The 20544-nt window shown below is 56.5% G+C and carries 23 protein-coding genes; 13 read left to right on the top strand and 10 right to left on the bottom strand.

All coding sequences use genetic code 11. The features are described from left to right. Window position 1 precedes the first annotated feature (1 nt). A complete protein-coding gene (locus tag ACR0L1_RS07615) occupies window positions 2-1189 on the top strand; it encodes a GNAT family N-acetyltransferase (RefSeq protein WP_480858040.1) in 1188 nt (395 codons plus the stop codon). After that, window positions 1186-1479 (top strand): 4a-hydroxytetrahydrobiopterin dehydratase, encoded by a 294-nt coding sequence (locus ACR0L1_RS07620; RefSeq protein WP_170785182.1) that lies wholly within the window; start codon window positions 1186-1188, stop codon window positions 1477-1479. The genes ACR0L1_RS07615 and ACR0L1_RS07620 overlap by 4 nt, the downstream gene beginning before the upstream one ends. On the opposite strand, the gene ACR0L1_RS07625 is transcribed toward ACR0L1_RS07620, so the two are convergent. The 4 genes from ACR0L1_RS07625 to ACR0L1_RS07640 form a co-directional block, all read right to left on the bottom strand. Continuing rightward, the gene (locus ACR0L1_RS07625) at window positions 1476-1787 is read right to left on the bottom strand and encodes a hypothetical protein (RefSeq protein ID WP_170772872.1); all 312 of its coding nucleotides are present in this window, start codon (window positions 1785-1787) and stop codon (window positions 1476-1478) included. The two genes, ACR0L1_RS07620 and ACR0L1_RS07625, sit on opposite strands and share 4 nt — an antisense overlap. Before the next feature lie 28 nt (window positions 1788-1815). Continuing rightward, window positions 1816-2163 (bottom strand): EF-hand domain-containing protein, encoded by a 348-nt coding sequence (locus tag ACR0L1_RS07630; RefSeq protein ID WP_170789538.1) that lies wholly within the window; start codon window positions 2161-2163, stop codon window positions 1816-1818. Between the two features lie 10 nt (window positions 2164-2173). After that, a complete protein-coding gene (locus ACR0L1_RS07635; RefSeq protein WP_480858043.1) occupies window positions 2174-2419 on the bottom strand; it encodes a glycine zipper 2TM domain-containing protein in 246 nt (81 codons plus the stop codon). A 100-nt stretch (window positions 2420-2519) separates the two neighbouring features. Further along, complete coding sequence (locus tag ACR0L1_RS07640) at window positions 2520-3005, bottom strand: redoxin family protein (protein ID WP_480858045.1); 486 nt, start codon at window positions 3003-3005, stop codon at window positions 2520-2522. A gap of 99 nt (window positions 3006-3104) precedes the next feature. Between ACR0L1_RS07640 and ACR0L1_RS07645 the strand changes: the two genes are divergently transcribed. From ACR0L1_RS07645 to ACR0L1_RS07660, 4 genes are read left to right on the top strand one after another with little or no spacing between them, the layout of a single operon-like run. Next, complete coding sequence (locus ACR0L1_RS07645; RefSeq protein WP_480858047.1) at window positions 3105-4316, top strand: NAD(P)/FAD-dependent oxidoreductase; 1212 nt, start codon at window positions 3105-3107, stop codon at window positions 4314-4316. Continuing rightward, window positions 4313-4873, top strand: coding sequence for a 16S rRNA (guanine(966)-N(2))-methyltransferase RsmD (gene rsmD, locus ACR0L1_RS07650; protein WP_170789540.1), 561 nt, complete (start codon window positions 4313-4315; stop codon window positions 4871-4873). The genes ACR0L1_RS07645 and rsmD overlap by 4 nt, the downstream gene beginning before the upstream one ends. Then, the gene (locus ACR0L1_RS07655; RefSeq protein WP_480858049.1) at window positions 4866-5501 is read left to right on the top strand and encodes an HAD family hydrolase; all 636 of its coding nucleotides are present in this window, start codon (window positions 4866-4868) and stop codon (window positions 5499-5501) included. Before rsmD ends, ACR0L1_RS07655 begins: the two co-directional genes overlap by 8 nt. A 25-nt stretch (window positions 5502-5526) precedes the next feature. Continuing rightward, window positions 5527-5712, top strand: a complete 186-nt coding sequence (locus ACR0L1_RS07660; RefSeq protein ID WP_170772864.1) for a hypothetical protein — start codon at window positions 5527-5529, stop codon at window positions 5710-5712. Here ACR0L1_RS07660 and map read toward each other — a convergent pair. Then, entirely contained in the window at window positions 5700-6512 is an 813-nt protein-coding gene (map, locus tag ACR0L1_RS07665; RefSeq protein ID WP_170772862.1) for a type I methionyl aminopeptidase, read from the bottom strand. The genes ACR0L1_RS07660 and map overlap by 13 nt on opposite strands. A gap of 247 nt (window positions 6513-6759) precedes the next feature. Between map and ACR0L1_RS07670 the strand changes: the two genes are divergently transcribed. Further along, window positions 6760-7122 (top strand): hypothetical protein, encoded by a 363-nt coding sequence (locus ACR0L1_RS07670; RefSeq protein WP_480858051.1) that lies wholly within the window; start codon window positions 6760-6762, stop codon window positions 7120-7122. Here ACR0L1_RS07670 and sfsA read toward each other — a convergent pair. Next, complete coding sequence (sfsA, locus tag ACR0L1_RS07675) at window positions 7119-7661, bottom strand: DNA/RNA nuclease SfsA (protein ID WP_480858053.1); 543 nt, start codon at window positions 7659-7661, stop codon at window positions 7119-7121. The genes ACR0L1_RS07670 and sfsA overlap by 4 nt on opposite strands. 781 nt (window positions 7662-8442) lie before the next feature. Here sfsA and ACR0L1_RS07680 point away from each other — a divergent pair. From ACR0L1_RS07680 to ACR0L1_RS07695, 4 genes are all read left to right on the top strand, one after another. Next, window positions 8443-10386, top strand: a complete 1944-nt coding sequence (locus ACR0L1_RS07680; RefSeq protein ID WP_480858055.1) for an ATP-dependent nuclease — start codon at window positions 8443-8445, stop codon at window positions 10384-10386. After that, window positions 10383-12044 carry a UvrD-helicase domain-containing protein gene (locus ACR0L1_RS07685; RefSeq protein WP_480858058.1) on the top strand — a complete coding sequence of 554 codons (1662 nt, stop codon included), beginning with the start codon at window positions 10383-10385 and terminating at the stop codon, window positions 12042-12044. The genes ACR0L1_RS07680 and ACR0L1_RS07685 overlap by 4 nt, the downstream gene beginning before the upstream one ends. A gap of 175 nt (window positions 12045-12219) precedes the next feature. After that, window positions 12220-13503: a phospholipase D-like domain-containing protein gene (locus ACR0L1_RS07690; RefSeq protein WP_480858060.1), complete on the top strand. Its 1284-nt coding sequence runs from the start codon at window positions 12220-12222 to the stop codon at window positions 13501-13503. A gap of 382 nt (window positions 13504-13885) precedes the next feature. Next, the gene (locus tag ACR0L1_RS07695; protein WP_480858061.1) at window positions 13886-14275 is read left to right on the top strand and encodes a recombinase family protein; all 390 of its coding nucleotides are present in this window, start codon (window positions 13886-13888) and stop codon (window positions 14273-14275) included. 102 nt (window positions 14276-14377) lie between these two features. Here the strand turns inward: ACR0L1_RS07695 and trpS are convergent, their stop codons facing one another. Further along, a complete protein-coding gene (gene trpS, locus ACR0L1_RS07700) occupies window positions 14378-15379 on the bottom strand; it encodes a tryptophan--tRNA ligase (RefSeq protein ID WP_480858063.1) in 1002 nt (333 codons plus the stop codon). A 440-nt stretch (window positions 15380-15819) separates the two neighbouring features. Here trpS and ACR0L1_RS07705 point away from each other — a divergent pair, with 440 nt between their 5' ends. Together ACR0L1_RS07705 and ACR0L1_RS07710 are read left to right on the top strand one after the other, a co-directional pair. After that, window positions 15820-16767 carry a DMT family transporter gene (locus tag ACR0L1_RS07705; RefSeq protein ID WP_480858065.1) on the top strand — a complete coding sequence of 316 codons (948 nt, stop codon included), beginning with the start codon at window positions 15820-15822 and terminating at the stop codon, window positions 16765-16767. 311 nt (window positions 16768-17078) lie between these two features. Beyond that, window positions 17079-18116, top strand: a complete 1038-nt coding sequence (locus ACR0L1_RS07710; protein ID WP_170342831.1) for an AraC family transcriptional regulator — start codon at window positions 17079-17081, stop codon at window positions 18114-18116. Between the two features lie 189 nt (window positions 18117-18305). On the opposite strand, the gene ACR0L1_RS07715 is transcribed toward ACR0L1_RS07710, so the two are convergent. The 3 genes from ACR0L1_RS07715 to ACR0L1_RS07725 all read right to left on the bottom strand — a co-directional run bounded on the left by ACR0L1_RS07715 (window position 18306) and on the right by ACR0L1_RS07725 (window position 20527). Further along, complete coding sequence (locus ACR0L1_RS07715) at window positions 18306-18581, bottom strand: glycine zipper domain-containing protein (protein WP_170343544.1); 276 nt, start codon at window positions 18579-18581, stop codon at window positions 18306-18308. Between the two features lie 285 nt (window positions 18582-18866). After that, entirely contained in the window at window positions 18867-20165 is a 1299-nt protein-coding gene (locus tag ACR0L1_RS07720; protein ID WP_480858067.1) for a carbohydrate porin, read from the bottom strand. Continuing rightward, on the bottom strand, window positions 20162-20527 hold the full coding sequence (locus ACR0L1_RS07725) for a DoxX family protein (RefSeq protein WP_170342826.1): 366 nt from the start codon (window positions 20525-20527) through the stop codon (window positions 20162-20164). The genes ACR0L1_RS07720 and ACR0L1_RS07725 overlap by 4 nt, the downstream gene beginning before the upstream one ends. Between the last annotated feature and the right edge of the window lie 17 nt (window positions 20528-20544).

Here is a 20544-nt window from a genome sequence, read left to right on the forward strand (position 1 = left end):
CATGGATCAGGCGCAAATCGAGGTTCGGGTACTGGGGTCGCTCTCGCAAATCCCTGCGGCAGAGTGGGACAGCTGTGCCTGCCCCGAGGCTACGGATGGTGGTCGTCCAATGGACCCGTTTACCACGCATCGGTTTTTGTTGGCGCTGGAAAATAGCGGCTCGGTCGGGCGGGGCACGGGTTGGCAGCCGCAATATCTGACCGCTTATCTGGACGGGATGCTGATCGGGGCGGCACCGATGTATGCCAAGTCGCATTCTCAGGGCGAGTATATCTTCGACCACAACTGGGCGCATGCCTACGAAAATGCGGGTGGGCGCTATTACCCCAAGCTGCAAATCGCAGTGCCGTTTACGCCCGCCACGGGGCGACGGTTTCTGGTTCGGCCGGGCTATGAGGGCGTCGGGCTATCGGCCCTCGTACAAGGTGCGGTGCAACTGGCGGCGGATAATCAGGTCTCATCCATCCACGCGACCTTCTGCACCGAGGCCGAGGCCGAAGCGGGTGAAGAAATGGGTCTGATGGTGCGCCATTCGCAGCAGTTTCACTGGCTGAATGATGGCTACTCGGAATTCGACGGGTTTCTGGCGGCGCTCTCGTCGCGCAAACGCAAGAATATCCGCAAGGAGCGCGCGCAGGCCTGTGGGTTTGGTGGAGAAATCCGCACGCTCACCGGTGACGACTTGCGGCCCGAACATTGGGACGCGTTCTGGCGGTTCTATCAGGACACCGGCTCGCGCAAATGGGGGATGCCATACCTGACACGTCAATTCTTTGACATTGCCCATGAAACCATGGCCGACGACATGGCGCTGGTTCTGGCCGAGCGTGACAGATACCCGATTGCTGGCGCGTTGAACTTCATCGGATGCGAAACGCTTTATGGCCGCTATTGGGGTTGTGTCGAGCACCATGCGTGCCTGCATTTCGAACTGTGCTATTATAGGGCGATCGACTTCGCCATCGCGCAGGGTTTGTCTCGGGTCGAGGCCGGGGCGCAGGGGGAACACAAGCTGGCCCGCGGTTATCTACCAACGCGCACGCACAGCCTACACTGGGTCAACGACCCTGGCTTTGCGGACGCGATCCGAAAATATCTGGACGCCGAGGCCCACGCAGTGGGAGAAGAGATCGAGATTCTGACGGATTACGGCCCGTTCAGAAAAGCGAACCCGGAGGAACAGCAATGACCGAACTTTTGTCGACCGAAACGCGCGGCCCCCTTCTGGACCCGTTGTTTCAAACCGGCTGGACCATGGTTGAAGGCCGGGATGCGATCACCAAGACCTTCACGTTCAAGAATTTTGTCCAGGCCTTCGGCTGGATGACCCAAGTGGCCATCTTTGCTGAGAAATGGAACCATCACCCCGAATGGTTCAATGTCTACAACAGGGTCGAGGTGACACTGTCCACCCATGATGTGGGCGGTTTGTCGGCGCTGGACGCCAAGCTGGCCCGCAAGATGGACAGTCTGGTTTAACCCCGGTCGCTTGCCGAGCCGACGCCACCCGCCAGCGAGGCGGCAACGCCCATTTGACGGAACTCATCCGGCGTGACGGTGCCGCTGCTGACGTCGATATTGCCGGGGATGCGCGTCGTGCGCAGGCCGTTCGACCGCACCGACCGCGCCGCCGGGTCAATATACAGACAGCGCGTATCATAGCAGGTCATCCCGCTGGTATTGATCTGAATCCGTTGCTGGCCGTCTGGTCCTGTCACAATCGGCGCCTGCGGCACGTCGCAAGCCGCTAGCAAACCCAGAACACCCAGCGATATCCATTTGTTCATCATACGCTCCTGTCGGGTTCGGGCGGCCCTAGTCCAACTGGCCGTTCCCGTCTTTGTCGGCAGACGTGAAGTCGTCGTTCATCTGCGCATCGAACTCTGACCGAGAGATAATGTTATCCTGATTGCGGTCAACGCTTTGGAATTGCTTTATGTCCAGAAAGGGCTTGGCTTCGTCTAACCCCAGAGTGCCGTTCTTGTCTTCGTCCATCGCCTGAAACGCATAGTCGGAAAAAGCGTTGAACTCATCCTTTGACAGAAATCCATCGTTGTTGGCGTCGATGGCTTTCAATTCATTCTCATGCAGCTCTGCTACCGTTTCGGCCGCAACGGACCCAGCCAAAAGGGTCAGGCCAAGTGTCAAAATCCCAAGTTTCATGATGTCCCCCTCAGCACGCGAATTTCTGACCTTCGATCCCGCCGACGGCAGCCCCTGCTGCTGTCAGGATCGTCTTGCCGGTCCCGCCGCCAAACTGATTGCCGATGACGCCACCCAATAGCGCGCCGCCGACCGTGCCGCTAAGGCAGGCGATCTCATGTTGGCGGGCGGCTTGTTGTTGTGGTGTGGGGGCCGGGCCGCACGCGGCCAGTGCGCCTGCTGTGCCCAGACATAGGGTAATGGACTTGAGCTTCATAAAAGGACTCCCTGAACAACTAGGCCGAGTATTTGCCGTTCAGGGGTATCTATCAAGTTAAATAGGGCAAAGGCCCCGACAGAACCGGGGCCAAACCGGATCAGATGACGTCCAAAAGACCCTCACCAGCCGAGATTTCGCACGCGCCGGGGCTTTCTTCCAGGTTCAGCGCGGTGACTTTGCCATCCTCGACCAGCATCGCATAGCGTTTCGAGCGCGCGATCAGCCCGGCTGGCGGAGCGTCGAAATCCATGCCGATGGCCTTGGTGAATTCGGACGCGGCATCTGCCAGCATGGTCAGGCCCGCACCTGACGCGCCGGTGGCCTCGCCCCAGGCTTTCATCACGAAGGGGTCGTTGACCGACAGGCAGATGATTTCGTCCACGCCTTTGGCATCGAACTGATCCTTGGTGCGCATGAAGCTGGGCACATGGGCCGAATGGCAGGTGGGCGTGAACGCGCCGGGGACGGCAAATATCACCACTTTGCGCCCGTTTGTTTTATCGGAAATCCGGACCTCCTCGGGGCCTTCCGCACCGATCTGGGTCAGTGTGGCGTCGGGCAGCGTATCACCTGTTGAAATCATTTTTGTGCTCCTGTCGTTTGGATTTGCAGAGTCGGGCTTAGCCGCAATATAGGTGGTCGCGTGGAGGAGACCACGGGAATTCGACAGGGTGAGGGGAAGATGAGCCATATTGTCGTGATCGGTGCCGGGCAGGCGGGTGCATCGCTGGTGGCGCGTCTGCGCAAAGACGGGTTTGAAGGGGACATCACCCTGATCGGGGCCGAGTCGCATCTGCCTTATCAGCGCCCGCCCCTGTCCAAGGCTTATTTGCTGGGCGAGATGGAGCTGGAGCGCCTGTTCCTGCGCCCCGTGAGCTTTTATGCCGAGAACAACATCACCCTGCGTCTGGGTCAGCGTGTGACCGCGATTGATCCGCAAGCCAAGACCGTGTGGCTGGGTGATGAAGTCATTTCCTATGACGAACTGGCCCTGACCACCGGGTCTGACCCCCGCCGCTTGCCTGCCTCGATTGGTGGCGATCTGGCAGGCGTGCATGTGGTGCGGGATTTGGCTCATATCGACGAGATGGAGCCGCGCGTGACCGACGGCGCCCGCGCGCTGATCGTGGGCGGTGGCTATATCGGGCTCGAGGCGGCTGCGGTTTGCGCCAAGCGCGGCGTCAATGTGACCTTGGTCGAGATGGCAGACCGAATCCTGCAACGGGTCGCTGCACCTGAGACCAGCGATTACTTCCGCGCGCTGCATTCCGGATACGGTGCCGATATCCGTGAAGGCGTCGGGCTGGACCGTCTGCTGGGCGAGGATGGCAAGGTGGTGGGCGCGGTTCTGACCGATGGCACCGAGATTGCCGTTGATTTCGTTGTGGTTGGTGTGGGCATCGCGCCCGCGACCCAACTGGCAGAGATGGCGGGGCTGGAGCTGGAGAACGGTATCAAGACCGACGCCCATGGCCGCACATCCAATCCGTCGATTTGGGCGGCAGGCGATTGTGCGTCTTTCCCGCATGGCGAAGGGCGCATTCGTTTGGAAAGCGTGCCCAACGCCATTGATCAGGCCGAGATCGTGGCCCAGAACATGCTGGGCGCGGCCAAGGATTACACTGCAACACCGTGGTTCTGGTCCGACCAGTATGACGTCAAGCTGCAGATCGCGGGTCTGAACACGGGCTATGACCGCGTCGTGACCCGGCAAGGTGAGGGCGCAACCGTGTCCTTCTGGTACTACAAAGGCGATCAACTGATTGCGGTGGATGCGATGAACGACCCTCGTGCTTATATGGTCGGCAAACGCCTGATCGACGCAGGAAAAACCGCCGATCCCGCCGTTGTGGCTGACCCGAATGCGGACCTGAAACCGCTGCTCAAAGCGTGAGGATTATCGCCGGAGATTTCCGAGGCCGAGCCCTGGCCTCGGTCGGCAAAGGCGACATGGGCGCGCATCTGCGGCCTACCACGGACCGGGTGCGCGAAAGCCTGTTCAACGTCCTCAGCCATCAGATTGATTTTGACGGGCTGCGTGTGCTGGACGTGTTTGCAGGCACTGGTGCGCTGGGGCTTGAGGCACTGTCGCGTGGTGCTTCCCATGTGACCTTCGTAGATGACGGGCGCGTGGCGCAGGGTCTGATCCGAAAGAATATCGACCTGACCCGCAGTGCAGACCGCACCCAGTTGATCCGACGCGACGCGACCCGGCTGGGTGAAAACACCGACGCGCCTTATGATTTGCTCTTCCTCGACCCGCCCTATGGCAAGTCGATGGGCCAGAAGGCCATCGCGGCTCTGACCCAAGGGTGGTTCGCGGACGACGCGCTGATTGTGTGGGAGGAGAACGCGCCGATGCAACCGCCCGAGGGGTTCATCCTGCAAGACGCCCGCAAATACGGCGACACGCATATCACTCTGATGTGGAAGGACCGCGCCGATGCATGATCTGGTCATCTTCGATTGTGACGGCGTTCTGGTGGACAGCGAAAGGCTGACCAATCAGGTTCTGGTCGACAACCTTGCACGTTACGATTTGCATGTGTCGCTGTCGGAATGCATGTCTCTGTTCGTAGGCGGCACCATGAGCGGCGTCCACCAACAGGCGCGCAACCTTGGGGCAGATCTGCCCGACGACTGGGTGGAGCAAATCTATACCGAGGTTTACGCCGCCTTGCGCGCCGGAACGCCTCTGGTGCCCGGTGTTCGGAACGTGTTGCGGCGGCTGGAGACCGCCAGTGTTCCCTATTGCGTGGCCTCGAATGGCCGCCCAGAGAAAATGCAGATCACGCTGGGCCAGAACGGGCTTTGGGATCGATTCAAGGACGTCATGTTCTCGGCCCAGGTAATGGGGACCGCCAAGCCGGACCCGACCCTGTTTCTGACCGCAGCGCAGCATTTCGGTGCTGTCCGCCCGGTTGTCATCGAAGACAGCGAAAATGGCGTCACTGCTGCGATCCGGGCCGAGATGCGCTGTCTGGCTTATGCCGCCCATGATGACGGCGCGGGATTGTCCGCTTTGGGCGCCGAGGTGTTCACGCAGATGTCACAACTACCCGAGCTTTTGGGACTCTGATTGCCAAACATGCTAGGCTTGCCGCATGGATCGCGCATTACTCCCATTGTTCTGGGCACCCAAGCAGGATGCTGCCACAGACTCAGCCACCGGCCCCGAGCGTAAACCGCTGCGCGCGCCGGTTTTCATCCATGACGCCGTCATCCCGTGGCGGGACGAGACCCTGTTGCTGAAGCTTCTACGCGATCAGGCCAAAGATCAGGACGAATAGGTCGGGTGGAACATATCACCCGGCGACAGGGTGAAAATCTCAACCCCGTTTGCCGTCACGCCAACCGAATGTTCGAACTGCGCCGACAGAGACTTGTCGCGGGTCACAGCGGTCCAGTCATCGGCCAGCGTCTTGGTCTCGGGGCGGCCCAGATTGACCATGGGTTCGATGGTGAAGAACATGCCCTCTTCCAACACAGCGCCGGTGCCTGGGCGGCCGTAATGCAGCACGTTGGGCGGCGCGTGGAACACACGTCCCAGACCGTGACCGCAGAAATCGCGTACAACGCTCATACGGTGCGCTTCGACATAGGCCTGAATAGCGTGGCCGATATCACCGAAAGTGTTGCCGGGTTTAACCATCTCGATCCCCTTGAACAGGGCATCATGGGTCACTTGGATCAGACGCTCAGCCTTGCGGGGCAGCTTTCCGGCCACATACATGCGCGAGGTGTCACCGAACCAGCCATCCACGATGACCGTGACGTCGATATTCAGGATATCGCCCTCTTTCAACCGCTTGTCACCGGGAATGCCGTGGCAGACCACGTGATTGACGCTGATACAGCTGGCGTGCTGATAGCCCTTGTAGCCGATGGTTGCCGAGGTCGCGCCCGCGTCTTCGACCATCTGAGTGATCAGCCCGTCAATCGCGCCTGTGGTTTGGCCGGGAAAGACATGCGGGGCGATGTCATCCAATATCCGCGCAGCCAAGGCCCCTGCCGCGTGCATCCCGGCAAAGTCACCCTGTTCGTAAATGCGGATACCGTCCTTGGTCAGACGGCCACGATGTTCTTTCATCGGTGCGAGGCTCCAAATGTTTCGCGCAGCGCTCCTTTTACGCTGCTTGTGCAGAAAGTACCAGAGGGCGTCCGGTCGCGGCGGGATCGATGGTTCAGATGAGGCGCAAAGCCTGGAAATTCAACCTTCAGTATGGGTTATGATCTTAAATCATGGCGTGTCAAAAGTAAATTTGCGCGCGATCTTGTGATCTGCGCAAGTGCAGAAAGCCGGTACAGACATGTGTGGCGCGTAAAGGATGGTGAATATGAAAAAGGGTCTGATCCTTGCAGTTTTGACCCTTGTGGGATGTCGGGAAGAGGTTCAGACGCTGTCCGCGACCGATGTGGCCGCGCTTTTGGCGCAGGATCGTAGGATCACATTCGAACGGTTTCACATCTCGGGCTCGGCGCGGATTGGCCGCGATGGCCAGTTCGCGGTGCTGGTGCCTCGGCTAGGGCAAGACACAGGCGCGTGGTGGCTGGAAGGCGATGCAATATGCAGTCAATGGGCCGCGTTCCGGCAGGGGGCAAAGCTGTGCGCGACGGTGGGCCGGACAGAAAGCGGTGGTTATCAGGCGTTCAACCCCGACACGGGGTCTTATCTGGGCGACTTCCAAATTCTTGACTAAGGGCGACCGTCGACGTGCCAGATCTTGTCGGTGTCGACCCAGACCCCTTCGGGCGTGATCGTGGTACCGCAGATCAGCCGCTCGACCCCTTGTGCGGCCTCGAACGCGGCTGCATAGGCGGGGTCGATATCGGCAGCCAGAGCAAAGCGGTCGCAGTCGGTGCGTTGCACCAGATACAGCATGATCGCCCGGTGGCCTTGCGCTGCCGTTGCAGCCAGCTCTCCCAGATGTTTGGTGCCGCGCGCGGTCACGCTGTCGGGAAATTCGGCCAGACCGGGTTGGCGGGACAGGGTGACACTTTTGACCTCGACATAGGCATCGGGCAGGCCGGGTTGGGTCAGCAAAAAGTCGATGCGGCTGTTTTCGCCGTACTTGACCTCAGGCCGGATGGTTTCATAGGCGGCCAGCGCGGGGATTTCACGCCCTAGAAATGCCGCGCGCAGGGCTTTGTTCGGAAGCGATGTGTCCACCCCGGTAAAATGCCCATTTTCGTGGTCGACCAGCCGCCAGCCATATTTCAGCTTTTTGCTATTATGCATGGTTAAAAGATCAAAAAAATATATAATTGCATGACTAAAAAAAGAAAATTTAAGTTCTTCCTTCATGATTCCTGCCTTCATGGTGTTGTATGAAGGTTAGGAGAGGCCATCGGTAAAATAAAAGTTTCGATGACCATTATGAGGGATAGTTCGACATGGTAGTGGTTTTAGGGTGCATGACCTGCCGCAGTTGCGGGTATTCCTAATGTGATGGATGAAACTCCATGTAAATTGTTGTGAAAGCCTGCATCAGTTTGCAATTTAACCAGCCCAAACTGCAACTTTCACCATAAAAACTTTGCCACCGCTTTTGAGGCGGTGGCGTATCCAAGGGAATTGGAATGCCTTTGGGGTAGTCAGCGCCTTGGCGCGCGCGCGCTCCAAAAAGCTGGCGTGTGCCAAGGCGCGTTGGTCCGATAGGACCAATCCTCGTTATTCACTTGCTGGTCTGGCAAAACTGTCTTGCTCCAGCGAACTGTCGCGATTTTTTGGGTTCGCAACTTGGTTTTGTTGTTGTGGCTCTCTGGCACACTTTTGTTTGTAAGGTGGCGAACGCCGTGTCTGTACGGTGGTCAAGCTCCTTGGTGGGTTTCAGCATGGTCTGCGTCGATTGAGTTCTTAATGTCGGGCGAAATACCCCTGGCTGTTCATTCTTGTATTTGAAATTCCATTAGAGTCTTGAGCCCAATTTCAAACACACGTAATACGCGAATATAGCTGCTTGTGCTCTTAGCTTAAGAGCGAATTCGTTTTGGAATTTTAGTAGAAGATTAGGAGAATTATGAAACTCGTTCGTTTGCGCCTCAGCAATTTCAGATCATTTTCTGCGCCTTACACAGAATTGGAATTGGATGACCTGACATTTCTCCTCGGTCCAAATGGGGCGGGAAAGACAGTGGTTCTGCAAGCTTTGATGAGAATGTTTAGCCTGGATCCTGCTCAGCGCAAGGTTCGAAAGTCTGATTTTCACATCGCGGATGACGAACAGCCCAACGACGAACCGGCCGACCGGGAACTCTGGATTGAGGCCGACTTCGAGTTCCCTGAACTGGAGACAGAGGAGAACAAAGAAGCACCGGCGATTCCCGGCAATTTTTCACACATGCAATTGGTAGGTGTAAACGGGCCGGCTCAAGTACGTTTCCGGCTGGAAGCCACGCTCGATCTTGATGATGACATCGAGGAGAATTTCACCTTTGTCATGAAGGCGGACAATGATGGAAACCCACTCGAGCAGAGTCGAGTTGCGAAGCACGACCGGAATTCTATTCAAGTTCACTATTTGCCCGCCCGGCGTGACCCAGCAGATCATATCTCCTATTCGGCGAACGCACTTTTAGGCCGTGCCCTTCGATCGGCAGACTGGTCCAGTGAACGTGACAAAGTCTCCGGTTTAACAGAAGAAATCAGCACAGCTCTTGCCGGAAACGAGGCAATCGAGGGTCTGACAGGCGCGCTTTCGAGCCAATGGGGCGATCTGCACAAGGGTGATTATTTTGCAAGCCCATCGGTTTCCTTTGGTCGAAGCGATTTAGAAAACCTTTTACGTCACCTTAATATTGGTTTCACGCCCGGCCACGGTGAGCAAGTCGTCGATTTTTCGCGTCTAAGCGACGGGCAGCAGTCTATTCTCTATCTGTCGATTGTACTGGGTATTTACCAGATCGGCTCAGATGTGCTCGATGGTAAACTGTTGGAGGCATTTGACATCGATAAACTGCGGCCTGCGGTATTCACCTTAATCGCTTTGGAGGAGCCAGAGAACAGCTTATCACCACACTATCTTGGACGCGTTGTCCAGGCACTCAAGAAGTTCGCCGGCGGGCAGGATGCTCAGGCTTTTCTTGCTACCCACTCGCCGTCGCTCATGCGACGTGTTCCACCGGAAACCATTAGATACATGCGGCTGGATGAGAACCGCACCACTATAATCAGGCATATCGAATTGCCCAAAGATGACGACGTCGCGCACAAATTCGTTCGTGAGGCTGTAAAATCTTTTCCGGAGCTATATTTTTCTCGCTTCGTCGTTCTGGGTGAAGGTGACAGCGAAGAAGTTGTGTTACCACGACTGCTTGCTGCGGAAGGGATATTGGCCGACGACGCGTCGATTTCTGTAGTTCCGCTCGGTGGGCGGCATGTTAACCACTTCTGGCGCCTTTTGCATGGTCTCGGGATCCCTCATGTCACTCTGCTTGATCTCGATCTGGCACGGTTTCAGGGCGGTTGGGGAAGGCTAAAGTATGCGGCCAGGCAACTATTGGAATATGCTGACGTTGAGAATACAAGCATTACTTTGGCGGAAGTAAACAGTATCCCCAAATGGGACAGCGACGATGGTCTGATGATAGACGACTTCGGATGGCTCTCACGTCTTGAAGATCATGGAGTATTCTTTTCGTCCCCACTTGATCTCGATTTTCTCATGCTAAGGGCCTATCCAGAAGCCTACGATCTCGGTGATGAACAGCTTCAAAACCCTGATGAAGATGATCTCAAGTTGGTTCTGGGAAAGAAGCATGACGTTGTAGGCAACCAATACGAGGAAGATGAACTCAAGTACTTCGATGCCTATCACAAGCGGTTCAATCTTGGCAGTAAACCCGTTTGGCATATTCAGGCAATGGCCAGTTTGACGAACCAAGAACTGAAAAATGATTTGCCTGACGTATTAAATCGTATGCTCGCGCAAATTCGAAAAGAACTGCAGGCTCTACCCGAATGATACGCGCGGATCGTTGGAGACCATCAGATAACTTAATCCTGGAGCCAAACGCTCAATCAGCTGCAACAGATAAGGATCAGAACTTGCTACTGACCGCCGGCCCTGGTGCTGGCAAGACTGAGATGTTGGCGCAGCGAGCGGATTTTTTACTACGCACAGGCGTGTGCCGTTATCCCAAGAGAATCCTTGCGATATCGTTTAAGGTAGACGCGAGCCACAACCTAAAGTCACGGGTTTACAAACGCTTAGGCCCGGAACTGGCGGCACGGTTTGATAGCTATACATTCCATGCGTTCAGCAAGCGTATCATCGATCGTTTCCGGCTGGCGCTTACAGGGGCAGATGCCCTTGACGCTGACTACAGTATCGGGGCTGCTCGGGTGCAAGGAAAATCCATAACGTTTAATGATATGGTGCCGCTGGCCGTTACGATTGTTGAATCAAGCTCAATTGCAAGGAAGGCCATACAACAGACCTATAGTCATGCATTCTTGGACGAGTTCCAAGATTGCACAAAAGAACAATATGCACTGATCACAGCCTGTTTCCTCAGTTCGAACACTAAGTTGGTTGCTGTGGGCGACTCCAAACAGCGGATCATGGGTTGGGCAGGAGCGCTCGACGGTATCTTTAAGACTTATGTTGGCGACTTCGAAGCAAAAGCCTTGAATTTATATCATAACTTTCGCTCTGCGCCTCGGCTTCGAAGGATGCAGAACGCGATGGTTAGAGTTATGGATCCGTCTGCCGCGGTCGATGAGGACAATCTTGTTGGCGACGATGGCGAGATCGATGTTCTTCAATTTGGGGACGCCAAGGATGAAGCCTCTTATCTGGCAAATATGGTCAAGGGATGGATAGAGAAGGACGGTCTGCCCCCATCCGATATCGCCGTGCTCGTAAGCAAGCAGCAGAACCTATATTGCCAAGCCTTGCGAGCTGCATTTCGCGAGAAAAAGATACCATTTCGTGAGGAAGACCAAACACAGGACTTCGCTTCCGAACCAGTCGTGCGACTATTGACGGACTTTTTCCTCGTGGTCAGTGGAAGTGCACAACCGGAAGCCTTTCGCCGCCTTCTGCAGGCTGTGGTGTACAATGAAAGTCTCGACGAAGAACAGGAATATCGTGCCCGTTCGCGATGGGATCGGTTTGTCGCAGATGTTCGCGGAAAATTGGCAAACGGGCAAATCAAGTATACGGATCAAAATTCGCTCGCAGAGGTCGTGGACAAGTTAATCAAAGTGATAGGTCGCGATGTCGTTGTTGCGCTTTCGGCCGATTATTCTCAGGGCAATAGGCTCAATGAGCTGATTGAGAAAGCAGTGACACACATATCGGAACTTACTAAAGATGGAACCAAACTCGACGTGGCTTTGGCGGCGTTTTCTACCGATCACTCAGTTAGAATAATGTCGATCCACAAGAGTAAGGGGCTTGAGTTCCACACCGTAGTGATGATGGGCGTCGAAAAAGAGACCTTTTGGGGTAAGGAGAAAGAGGAGCGATCAGCTTATTTTGTTGGTATCTCTCGAGCTAAACAACGATTGGTACTCACGACTTGTGACCAGCGAGAAAAGCCGGACGGGGCAGGTAGGTGGAGTGTGAAGCGATCGCTACACAAGGAATTTGTTGACTACGCATTAAAATACGCCTGACGGGTTAAATTGAGTTTTGAGGGGATAGCGTTCGGAAACCGAAAGGGGTGACGACCCTTGAGGACTACCACAAATGCGGAAATTGGCACCAAGGCCAAAGCTGATTGAGAGCCAAAAATGAAACCGCAAGCCTGCTTGGGGTGCTTCAGGTTTAAGAGCATAAAACGTTCACATAATGAAGGCTTCCAAAGAAAAAGGAACGCGAAATACCATGAAAGATGGCGCAACCGGTATTAAAGAGCCTTGCCTGGTGCGTAACGCAAGCGAGAGCGTTACAGGAAATCATCTGGACGCATTGCGGCGTGTCGTTGAAAATGCAACTGAAATTTCGATTGCCGTAGCATTTCTGAAGGCAAAAGGGCTCAAAAAGGTTATTCGGGCGCTTCACTCACGCCTGACTGCCGGTGCGAAACTTGAGATGTTCGTTGGCCGTGACTTTTGGATAACCGAGCCTAAGGCCCTCAAGGAACTCCTCGATCTCTCGCGGCAATACGAAACGCTCAAAGTTTATTTGGTCAAAAACTCTTCAGGATCGACATTTCACCCAAAGATATACTTGGGCATAGGAAAAACAGATGCGCGAATATTGATGGGCTCGGCGAACCTCACAGGAGGAGCCTTGACTAAGAATGAAGAAATTTCTCTGTCTTGGAAACTTGAACTGAACGATCCGTTGCTCGCACAGTTAAACGATGTGTTCTCATCGTATCGATCGGAAAACACATCCGAGGAACTCGATCCAATCGTACTTGAACAGTACTGTTCTGGGTACGAAATAGCGCAGCATACCCTGCGCCGCGTCGAGAAAGAGATTGATGAAGCTAACACCGCTGTGTTCGACTTAGCGACGTTGACCTCCCTTCACGAAGAATTTCGTCAGGACCGTCTGCAGATGGAAGCGCTTATGACGCGGAGGCGCGACCGACGGCGCGCAAGGTTGGTTCAGAGAGAACTTTCAAATATGGCCGCGCGGCAAAGTCTATCACAATTTGATAGAGACAAATTTCAATCTTTGTTCCGAGATCTTGTTACGTCCGGGGACGGGCACAATCACCTCTGGCATTCTGGCGACATTCATCGACGTGGGCAGGCTGCGCTTACTCAGCCCAAGAAAACCTTAAAGCTGTTTGCGCTTGCGGAGAACGCAGCAAAACTCCCTGTCAAAGAAGGTTACTCAAAAATGAGGGGGCCTGCTTCAGAGACAAAGGGTGTGGGAATCAATATGGTTACTGAGATGTTGTGCACTTATGCGCCTAAGCGATATGCTGTGTTTAACGGCAATACCGCGGCCGCATTGCGCGCACTCGGTGCAAACCCACCCAATACGGTCACTCTCTTCTCACCAGACGCATACGGTCGGGTTTGCGAAGTCATTGAAGCAGTCCGTAAACGCATCGGAGTAAAAGACTTGTCAGATGTGGATGCCTTTCTGAACTGGATTTATCAAAATAAAGTTTAGTCCGTCGCTTACAAGTTGACACTGACATCGTTGCCACGTTCCAGAACTCTTGTTTCTCTCACTATTTTGCTCGGCTTTGATGCCGACCCGGTAAGTCAACTCCTGCGCGAGCGCCGAATCCGCTACAAAGCGCGAACGTCGCTGAACGGGTGTTATGTGTACCGATCTCTGGTTGTGTCTGACTGTAAGCCGGCCAACCAACGTTGTAACGGGCAGGGGCTTCGGCTGATCTATCTGGGTTTCAGCCACAAAGTGGGTACTTGCCGCGTGTCATCATAGCTCGAATGGGCTGGTAAACCTTCGATCTCCCAAACAAACTATTTTTTGTTTTCCTGCTGTGAACACACGTCCCCCATGCAAACAGCAAAACAAAGGGAACACGATGAATAAAGATGTTGGCTTGTTCAAACTTCTGGCTGATGCCGTCGCCAACGGCCGCTTGATCCTCAACGAAAAGGACAGGCGCGTCCGATTTGAACTCTTTTCAGAGTTCTGCTCGGCAAGCGGCGTACTGATCACCCGGTGGGATTGGGTTGACCGCCAAGGGCGCCCCGGATTGATGCCGATTATCGATCAGGTCGAGTTTGAATGTTCAAGGACTACCTTTGAGGAGTTGTTCGAAGGTTCACGTGATTACGAGGCAGCGGTCATCGACCTTTTGCAAGAGCGTTTAGCGCCGGAACGGCTGTACACGTTCGATCCGGACTACGGTTGGTTGCTAACGGCCTTTAACTCACCGGCCCTCCATGAGCGAGATGAAACTGCTGCCTAAGCTTACGACATGACAATAGGTCGGGCACCGTGAGTGAGAGAGGGGCGAAGGTCGAAAGCGCGGGCGAAACGGACTTTCATCCGGTTGCCCGCCTCTGGTCATCTACAACTGGAACAGATGTAAGGCACTCACCACTTCCCGCCTTGTCGTCTCGGTGCGCTCTCGCGCCCGTTCCGTGCCTTCTTTGATCACATCAAGAATGTATCCCCGGTCTTCGGAGAGCTGTGCCCTACGCTCGCGAATTGGGGCGATGAGCTCCTGAAGGATAGCTTCCAGACGCGCCTTGATCTTGCTATCGCCAAGCCCGCCTCTCCGATACTGAGCCTTGAGCTCGGCAAGCCCGTCCTGGTCCGGATCGAAGGCGTCGAGATAGGTGAAGACGACATTGCCCTCGATGCGGCCCGGGTCTTCGACACGCAGGTGGTTCGGATCGGTGAACATCGCCCTGACAGCATTTCGGATCTCCTCGGACGATGCGGACAGCGCAATGGCGTTACCGCTGGATTTCGACATCTTGGCCTTGCCGTCGATACCGGGCAACCGGCCCGCCCGGGGGATGATCGCCCGCACCTCGGGCAAGACGGCGTCGCCTGCGGTTGCTTTGATGCGCCGGACGATCTCGTTCGTTTGCTCGATCAGCGGGGCCTGATCCTCACCGACCGGCACGACCGTCGCCTTGAAAGCGGTGATGTCCGCCGCCTGTGCCGCCGGGTAACATAGAAATCCGGCGGGGATATCCCGTCCGAACCCGCGCACGCGAATTTCGTCCTTGATCGTCGGGTTGCGTTCGAGCCGCGCGACCGTGACAAAGTTCAAGTAGAGCACCGACAGCTCGGCCAGCGCCGGAAGATGCAATTGCAGGCAGATTGTAGTGCGACCGGGATCAATGCCCACGGCTAAATAGTCCAGCGCGACCTCCATCACGCAGCGCCGCACCTTCTGCGGGTCATGGACGTTGTCGGTTAGGGCTTGAGTATCCGCCAGCAGCAGAAATTGTTCATGACTGTCCTGATAGCGCAGCCGGTTTGCAAGCGAGCCTGCATAGTGCCCGATGTGAAGCGGTCCTGTGGTGCGGTCACCTGTCAGAATGGTTGGTTTGTTCATTTGCGTCTTCTCATAAAAAGGAGGCGGCGCACCGGGAAGCTCGGAAAACAAAAGGCCGCCCATGCGGCGGCCTCGGAATACGTTTGGTCATCCGGCCACCCTGTCAGGAGGCCAGCCACCAAGTCATTGCGATAGTCGTAGTGTTTTCCATTGAACACTGGTTATCGGCTGCGGGATTACTCGTCAACCAAATGGTAGAAAGGGCTCGAGGCTGAACACAGATGCAGTGCAGTACGTTCTGGATGTGGGCGCTATGCGATGCAAGGAGGGCCATTATCTGCCCTTTGACCCAGCCACCTGATGCGACTGTGCGGCCCTTCAGAGGAGACATTCGCCACGAGCGCTATATCCAATTCAACCCGAACTCGTGCATTGCGGGATTTTTGCCTGTCGTCGTATTGAGAACAGACACGCATTTGGCGACATCTCTAAATGAAACGATGACCTCTGCTGAACCCATACCTCAATCTCCGGATCGCACCCTTGTCGGCGTTGCTCTGATGCTGGGGTTTTGCCTAACCGCTCCTTTGCTGGACGTGTCTGCGAAACTCGCGTCGGCCAGTGTGCCGGTGGGACAGATTACGGCTGCGCGGTTTGTGGTGCAATGCGCGCTAATGGCGCCTTTCATCTGGATAATGGGACTGTCGTTGCGCGTGGCGAAAGGTCAGGTGATGGTGCTGGTTTTCCGCTCATTGCTGCTGGTGTTCGCAACATTTTGCTTTATTGCCGCGATCCGGGTGATGCCCCTTGCCGATGCGCTGGCAATCGTGTTCGTAGCCCCGTTCATCGTCTTGTTGGTCGGCAAGTTCTATCTTGGTGAAGACGTCGGCCCGCGTCGCGTTGGCGCAGCGCTTGTGGGGTTTGTCGGGGTGTTGTTCGTCATCCAGCCCAGTTTCGCAGCTTTCGGCGCGGTTGCCATTATTCCGCTTGGCACGGCAGTTGGTTTCGCTTTCTACATTCTTGTGACCCGGGGGTTGTCGCGTCGGGTGCACCCTGTGACCCTGCAATTCCACACCGGCCTGATCGCCAGCCTGTTTTGCATTCCAGCTCTAATTGTTGCGCAAGGTTCCGGCTCTGATTTGTTTGATCCCGTTTGGCCGACAGACATCGCATTGTTGTGGCTTCTTGGCGCTGGCTTTTTCGCGACGGTGAGCCACATGATGATGACCTACGCGCTGTCTTTCGCGCCTTCCGTCACGCTGGCACCGCTGCAGTATTTTGAGCTGCCTGTCGCAACCTTGTTCGGCTATCTTGTCTTCAATGACTTCCCGAACACGCTTAGCCTGCTTGGCATTGCGATCATCATCAGTGCGGGGCTGTATATGATACATCGCGAAAGGGTGGCGGCCAGACAATTGGTCGCCGTGCGTGCCGTACCTCCAATCTAAGGCTATACGCTCGGCCCAGAGCGGACTTTTAAGTAGCGCGCCGAGAATGGCGGCTTCGAAAGCCACAGCGAACAAGCAAGCTGCCCAACCCGGACGATGTGCGCCGCTACTCGGTGTGTCACACCGCACGGATCTCGAGTTACTCGCGACCGACGTCGCGCCTACCTTGGTGGCGAGTGTGTGAAAGGCACTGCGGGTATTGAACGAAACGGGCGTTGCGTTGTTCGAACGTTGGCTTTGGCAACTGGCAAGAAGGTCAGACGGGCCTTAACGTGGCGCAACACGTCAGACACCGAGACTACGGACCAGAAATGAAATCCGAGATTCCAAAACACAGCGCAATCTGGGGACAGATCATTGTCGGTGAGTTGAAGAAAACAGGCCTTTCCGAGCGGGATATCCGAAAGGAGTTCGGGATAACCAGATCTCAACTCGAAGACCCGGATGCTCGCTGGTCCTTCGACAAGACTGCCTGGTTGTTTGAAAAGGCGAGCGCTTTGACCAGGGACGACCTTGTCGGATACCGCCTGGCACAGTCGCCGGACCTGGTCAGGAAGGCCGGGTTGCTCGCCTATGTCGGCGTTTCGGCACCTACCGTTGGCGGTTACCTTCGAAACATCACCCGTTTTCAGCGCGTGATCGGTGACGCGAGCAAGACGGCCATGGAAGAAGGCCCGGAAACCACCCGGCTGACCTGGCACTACGATGTGCCAGCAAGCATTCCGACCGGGCAATATGCCGAGTTTGGAGCCGTTGGCACGGTCTTCGCCCTGCGGGACTACTCCAATCGGCAAATCCGTCCGACGCATGTTCGGTTCGCGCATCAGCGGCTGACCGGCACCGAGGCCCTCGACAGGTTCTTTGGCTGCAATGTCCTGTTTGGTGCCGCGGAGAACAGCATTGCCTTCAAGGCGGCTGATATGGATGTGCCGCTGTTGACGGCCGACGACAACTTGCAGCGGACGCTTTCGGTCATTTGCGAGAACACGCTGGCTCGGATGCCGCAGACACCCAACAGTGTGGCCCGGGTTGTTGAGAGGCAGATCACGGCGCGTCTTGCAGCCGGCACGGCCCAGCAGGACGCAATTGCGGCGGAACTTGGGATGAGCGCCCGAACGCTGGCCCGCCGACTGACCGACGAGGGCACGAGCTTCGCAGCGGTCGTCGCCAATCTGCGAAAGGCTCTGGCCCGGGACTATCTGCTCAACAGCACGCTTCCGCTCACCGAGATCGCCTATCTTCTCGGATATAGCGACGCCAGTACCTTCAGCACGGCATTCCGAAGATGGTACGGACAGCCCCCCAGCGACTTCAGGGAGCAGCCAGCAACAGAAGCGCCCCTGGCATAGGGCGAACGATCTGAGTAGAGGCCGGACTGCTCGGATCATAGGCCCGCACTTTCACGTTTCTCCGTCTTCCTGAACCACCCTGACGCAACAAACCCGGCAGGCATGAGGCCTAACGGGTTTGAAGCAGATGCCGGATCTCTCCAGCGTCGGTTGGAAGGGGTAAACCGTTCCGGTTGTCTCGTTGCGGGATCAGCGCTTGTGCTTGTTGCCACCCTTCTTGCGATCGTCCTTGCGATCTTGACGATCCCGGTCTTCGGCGATCTTGCCACCGAGCGCACCGGCGGCTGCGCCGAGGGCCAGGCCGTCCTTGGCGTCGCCGCCGGTGATTTCGGTCAGCACGGCGCCGGCCACAGCGCCCTTGAGGGCTTTCTCACCGATGTCACCGGCATTGGCGGCCATCGGGGCAGCGAGGGCGAGTGAGGCGGCAAGGGCGGCGAATACGGTGTTCTTGAGGGTGTTTGTCATCGGTTCCAACCTTTCTGACGGTGGCGACCTCCGTGGCCGCCTTCTGTGGAAAGATCTAAGCGAACCGCCATGCCCCCGCTTGAGAGCATCCGACAGCTTCATTGGAATGGCTGACATTGCAGAGCAACAAGCCAAATTCGACGGTTGTTCTGCCGTCAAGACTTTCGCCTGACGCAATGCCAATCATCCAAGGGGTCGCCTCCTTGGCCGCGATGGCTGCATGGGCCGTTCCGGCGCAGGCACGACACTCCCAACCAGACGGCATTCTATCCGCCGCTACTCAGGTCAAAGATTGATCCGCAGCCTCAAGCCGAAAACGGTCGTGTCCTGATCGTTGAAGCCCGGGTTGATCATGTGCTGGACGTCCGCCGTCAGGGCGACATTGTCCGACAGGTCCAACCGATAGAAGGCCTCCATTGTGGTCTGGGTGTCGAGCGTTTCATCTACCGGGTCCGCAACGGTCGCGCCAAACCCAAAGAGGTCGTCATAGAGGCCCGGCCGCCATAGAAGTCCAGCGTTGGCTGCGCGTCGGGCGATCGGCGCCTCACCCTCCGACCAGCCGAGGCGTCCGTAGATCATGAATTCCTCGTTGATCGTGTGGTTGGCAGACAGGATCGCCCCGTAGCTCTCCGGCACGCCTGCCTCGGTGCGTTCATCGACGTGAAATACCCCGAGGTGAACGTTGGTTAGAAAGCGCTTCGAGCGTTCGGGCGTCCATCCGATCTCGGCGTATTTGTAGAACTCGGGGCCACCGGGAAACCACTCGACATCGGTCAGCGAGCCGTTTGCATCCGACAGGACACCGAGGGCATAGATCTGGTCGGTCAGGAAACCGCCCCCCGCAATGCCGAAGCCGGGATCGGGGATCGGCAGGACCGGGCTGAACAGGATCGAGAAATTGGAGAAAGTCGTGCGTGGGTTCACGTAGCCGAGGATGTCCGAGTAGTCTCCCGGATCGATCCGGCCGGCCACGAAACCGGCCTTCCCGCCAGCGAGCGTCTGGGACCAGTAGGCGACGGAGAGGGTCGTGTCGGTGTCACTGAATGTCGTTGCGGTGACGCCCGCATAGCCGATTTCCCCGGCAAGCCCGCTTGGCGCGATGTCCGTGCCGAGCAGATGGCGGTTCTCCAATGTGAAGACCAATTGCCCGGGATTTTCGCCGCCGCGATTGAGCAGCGTCCACTGGCCCAGAATGCGCGCCTGGCCCAAGGCGGCCTCGTCGATATCGGTCAGGCTCTCGGTCGCGGACTGGTAATAGGCCTGGTAGTCGAAGGAGAGGTTCAGGCCGGTGCGTTCGGCAAAGCGTTGCCGCGATGCCTCCAAGGGGTCCAATGCCGCATCCAGCCCCGGCCAGCGAGAGTCCTGCAACCGCCGCACTCGGTCTTGTTCCAGTTGGGCCTGCGTGGATGCCGGGCCACCGAGCGAGACCGCTGCGGCGGCCTCCAGGGCGGACGTTGACCGGCTTTCCTGCGCCAAGGCTCCGGTTGATAACCAGAAGCCAGCGACGATGACCGTACCGAGAAGCCTTGCCTGTCCCATATGAGGTCTCTCTTGTTGCTCTTGATTCTTCTTCGGCCCGCTCATGCAAGTATCGCCAGTACGACATCCCGGCCCGTCCAGAGGACGAAGGCCGAAAGCGTAGCCGTGATCATGGCAGGCACACCGTCTTTCCAAGTGTCCCAGATCAGATGACAACCGATTGCGCCAAGCGACGTGCCCAGAAGGGCAGCGGCCCCGAGCGGCCCGAGCAAGCTGCCTTGAAACCAGATCGCCACCGCCCCGAAAAGCTCGACACCACCGACAAGCGCCATGATCTGACGGTTCAGCCCGTATTTGACGAACATCGCCAGTTGCGTTTCGAAGATGAGCTTCTGCCAGCCAAGGATCTTGATCGAACTGGCGAAGAGAAAGAAGGCGGACAGCAGGCCAATGGCAACTATTTGCATAATACGACTCCGCCGAC

The sequence above is a fragment of the Ruegeria sp. J8 genome (assembly GCF_056531925.1).

What these genes read in the sequence shown, in the direction of transcription:
- ACR0L1_RS07710 (WP_170342831.1), top strand. Translation starts at nt 17,079, where the DNA reads ATGAAATCCGAGATTCCAAAACACAGCGCAATCTGGGGACAGATCATT.
- ACR0L1_RS07690 (WP_480858060.1), top strand. Translation starts at nt 12,220, where the DNA reads ATGAAGGCTTCCAAAGAAAAAGGAACGCGAAATACCATGAAAGATGGC.
- ACR0L1_RS07695 (WP_480858061.1), top strand. Translation starts at nt 13,886, where the DNA reads ATGAATAAAGATGTTGGCTTGTTCAAACTTCTGGCTGATGCCGTCGCC.
- ACR0L1_RS07625 (WP_170772872.1), bottom strand. Translation starts at nt 1,787, where the DNA reads ATGAACAAATGGATATCGCTGGGTGTTCTGGGTTTGCTAGCGGCTTGC.
- ACR0L1_RS07720 (WP_480858067.1), bottom strand. Translation starts at nt 20,165, where the DNA reads ATGAGCGGGCCGAAGAAGAATCAAGAGCAACAAGAGAGACCTCATATG.
- ACR0L1_RS07705 (WP_480858065.1), top strand. Translation starts at nt 15,820, where the DNA reads ATGACCTCTGCTGAACCCATACCTCAATCTCCGGATCGCACCCTTGTC.
- ACR0L1_RS07620 (WP_170785182.1), top strand. Translation starts at nt 1,186, where the DNA reads ATGACCGAACTTTTGTCGACCGAAACGCGCGGCCCCCTTCTGGACCCG.
- trpS (WP_480858063.1), bottom strand. Translation starts at nt 15,379, where the DNA reads ATGAACAAACCAACCATTCTGACAGGTGACCGCACCACAGGACCGCTT.
- ACR0L1_RS07680 (WP_480858055.1), top strand. Translation starts at nt 8,443, where the DNA reads ATGAAACTCGTTCGTTTGCGCCTCAGCAATTTCAGATCATTTTCTGCG.
- map (WP_170772862.1), bottom strand. Translation starts at nt 6,512, where the DNA reads ATGAAAGAACATCGTGGCCGTCTGACCAAGGACGGTATCCGCATTTAC.
- ACR0L1_RS07635 (WP_480858043.1), bottom strand. Translation starts at nt 2,419, where the DNA reads ATGAAGCTCAAGTCCATTACCCTATGTCTGGGCACAGCAGGCGCACTG.
- sfsA (WP_480858053.1), bottom strand. Translation starts at nt 7,661, where the DNA reads ATGCATAATAGCAAAAAGCTGAAATATGGCTGGCGGCTGGTCGACCAC.
- ACR0L1_RS07715 (WP_170343544.1), bottom strand. Translation starts at nt 18,581, where the DNA reads ATGACAAACACCCTCAAGAACACCGTATTCGCCGCCCTTGCCGCCTCA.
- ACR0L1_RS07725 (WP_170342826.1), bottom strand. Translation starts at nt 20,527, where the DNA reads ATGCAAATAGTTGCCATTGGCCTGCTGTCCGCCTTCTTTCTCTTCGCC.
- ACR0L1_RS07640 (WP_480858045.1), bottom strand. Translation starts at nt 3,005, where the DNA reads ATGATTTCAACAGGTGATACGCTGCCCGACGCCACACTGACCCAGATC.
- ACR0L1_RS07670 (WP_480858051.1), top strand. Translation starts at nt 6,760, where the DNA reads ATGAAAAAGGGTCTGATCCTTGCAGTTTTGACCCTTGTGGGATGTCGG.
- ACR0L1_RS07660 (WP_170772864.1), top strand. Translation starts at nt 5,527, where the DNA reads ATGGATCGCGCATTACTCCCATTGTTCTGGGCACCCAAGCAGGATGCT.
- ACR0L1_RS07655 (WP_480858049.1), top strand. Translation starts at nt 4,866, where the DNA reads ATGCATGATCTGGTCATCTTCGATTGTGACGGCGTTCTGGTGGACAGC.
- ACR0L1_RS07685 (WP_480858058.1), top strand. Translation starts at nt 10,383, where the DNA reads ATGATACGCGCGGATCGTTGGAGACCATCAGATAACTTAATCCTGGAG.
- ACR0L1_RS07615 (WP_480858040.1), top strand. Translation starts at nt 2, where the DNA reads ATGGATCAGGCGCAAATCGAGGTTCGGGTACTGGGGTCGCTCTCGCAA.
- ACR0L1_RS07645 (WP_480858047.1), top strand. Translation starts at nt 3,105, where the DNA reads ATGAGCCATATTGTCGTGATCGGTGCCGGGCAGGCGGGTGCATCGCTG.
- ACR0L1_RS07630 (WP_170789538.1), bottom strand. Translation starts at nt 2,163, where the DNA reads ATGAAACTTGGGATTTTGACACTTGGCCTGACCCTTTTGGCTGGGTCC.